The following is a 1,745-nucleotide window of genomic DNA, read 5'->3' as shown; positions in this document are numbered from 1 at the left end:
AATGAACCGCCCTGTGCGGAGCCGCATGCAGGGTGGTGTGGGGGCTGGAGGCTAGACACCTCCGGCTACCCGATTAGCTATGTACTCAACTTTTTCAATTTAGCCTCTTTGACTAGCCTTTTGCTTTCTAGTTTAGCAATCGCCTCTTGATAGTTTTTAAGGTTGTCATACCTTTGCCACCAACGATATGCTACGCCAACAAACGCAGACCAAAGAATAAGTGAAGCCATTTGGGGGATGTGAAAAAGGTTTCCTAGACCAGCAAGATCAAATGCAAGAGGTATTAAGTTAGCCAAGCCGAAAAGAAAGAACATTGCAAATATTCCTTTGAAAGAGGAACGGCTCATTTCAACACTAGATTTTCTGATTTTTCCAAGATGTTCGATTTCAAAGTCGATAAGGTCAATGTCATCTTTGAGACTCTTAGCTCTCGACTTTTTGTATACTGCAACAACAAACATCACTATTACAGTCCCTAAAATACCAATAAACAGACTTTTAAGATCCGTGCCATTCATACTATCATTTTTCCTTAAATAGCTAACGCCCTGCTAAGGGGTGAGCAACGCAATACCGAAGCCGCCGCATAACACCTTAACCACTAAATTCAACGCATAGTGAAAATGCCACGCGTTGCGAATCCCTCTTGAGCAGTTTGTTAGTTTGCAAACCCAAAGCGTTGATTTTACGTTATTTTAAACTTTGCAAACAATAAACTTTATGTGTTTTGATGCACCTAGGTCAGGCGTAGCCTCAAAGCGGCTACTCAATGAAACCACTTGGAACAAACAACGCCGCAGAAAACGAACTCACAACACCAAAAAGCGCTTTTGGAAAACCAATCCCACAATGCGGACTTTCAACAAAGTCACTGAAACCACGTGGAACTTGCCACACCAAAGAAAGCGTCATTTCAGCGAGTAGATCGGCTTTTATACCAACAAACTCAACGAGCAGAGTTGCAGCAAAAAAGTTCAACTCATTTATCCCAAGAGTCGCCGCACCAAAGAACAAATCAAACGTTGAAACGATACCAATTTTGAGTTTACACCACGCAAGTTAACACTGAAATTGAGTGCCGATACGACAATTTCGACTTTAAGTTTTTACCACTAGATCTTGCGATATAGGCGCGTTTTTCCTCTTGCAAACTAACGCCGCGTTAAGTGGTGAGCAACGCCCGCCACCCTACCTAAACCATTGTGACATAATCACTAAAACGAAAGTAAGCCGAAAACACCATGCGTTGGGAATCCGTCTTGAACGCTTTGTTATATGAATTTTCAGGTGCCAGTATGCTTCACATCTAGAATAGTTGCCTTGATGCCGCTACGCTGGACAACTACCACCACGTTGCTTTCTTGTATGGCAATGATACTCGCCGGTTTTTCTGTTGTAATGACACCCACATTTGTCAGTACCACCGCTATGAGATAATTCTATCTTACCAAAATACTCAATAGAATCTGCATTAGCACTTCCAGCAGTTAATACGAGCAGCATTACGAGAAAAGCGTATTTCATGGGAAACCTTAATTTTACTGTATAAGGTACCAATTGTAATAAGAACCGACACTACTTAAAGTGATGCGTATCTCATCCAGTATGCAACAAAGATAATATTTAGTATTAGATTTAGCAGCTTAGGTAGGGAGCTAGCAATTCATATAACGCCCTGTTAAGGTGTGAGCAACGCAATACCAATGCCACCGCATACCCCTTAAACACTAAAAACAACGCATGGT

The 1,745-nt window shown here is 41.8% G+C and carries 3 protein-coding genes; all 3 read right to left on the bottom strand.

The window, feature by feature from the left end; genetic code table 11:
- Positions 1–77: 77 nt before the first annotated feature.
- The 3 genes from OQJ86_RS26235 to OQJ86_RS26220 all read right to left on the bottom strand — a co-directional run bounded on the left by OQJ86_RS26235 (position 78) and on the right by OQJ86_RS26220 (position 1,503).
- Positions 78–518, bottom strand: coding sequence for a hypothetical protein (locus OQJ86_RS26235; protein WP_265992225.1), 441 nt, complete (start codon positions 516–518; stop codon positions 78–80).
- Between the two features lie 244 nt (positions 519–762).
- The gene (locus OQJ86_RS26225) at positions 763–978 is read right to left on the bottom strand and encodes a hypothetical protein (RefSeq protein WP_265992223.1); all 216 of its coding nucleotides are present in this window, start codon (positions 976–978) and stop codon (positions 763–765) included.
- Positions 979–1,329: 351 nt separating this feature from the next.
- Complete coding sequence (locus tag OQJ86_RS26220; protein ID WP_265992227.1) at positions 1,330–1,503, bottom strand: YHYH domain-containing protein; 174 nt, start codon at positions 1,501–1,503, stop codon at positions 1,330–1,332.
- Between the last annotated feature and the right edge of the window lie 242 nt (positions 1,504–1,745).

The organism is Vibrio sp. Sgm 5 (assembly GCF_026241575.1).
Lineage (GTDB): Bacteria > Pseudomonadota > Gammaproteobacteria > Enterobacterales > Vibrionaceae > Vibrio > Vibrio jasicida.
This window is presented reverse-complemented; position numbering and strand designations above follow the sequence as displayed.

Coding starts and splice junctions, on each gene's coding strand:
- OQJ86_RS26220 (WP_265992227.1), bottom strand. CDS start 1,503: ATGCTGCTCGTATTAACTGCTGGAAGTGCTAATGCAGATTCTATTGAG.
- OQJ86_RS26235 (WP_265992225.1), bottom strand. CDS start 518: ATGAATGGCACGGATCTTAAAAGTCTGTTTATTGGTATTTTAGGGACT.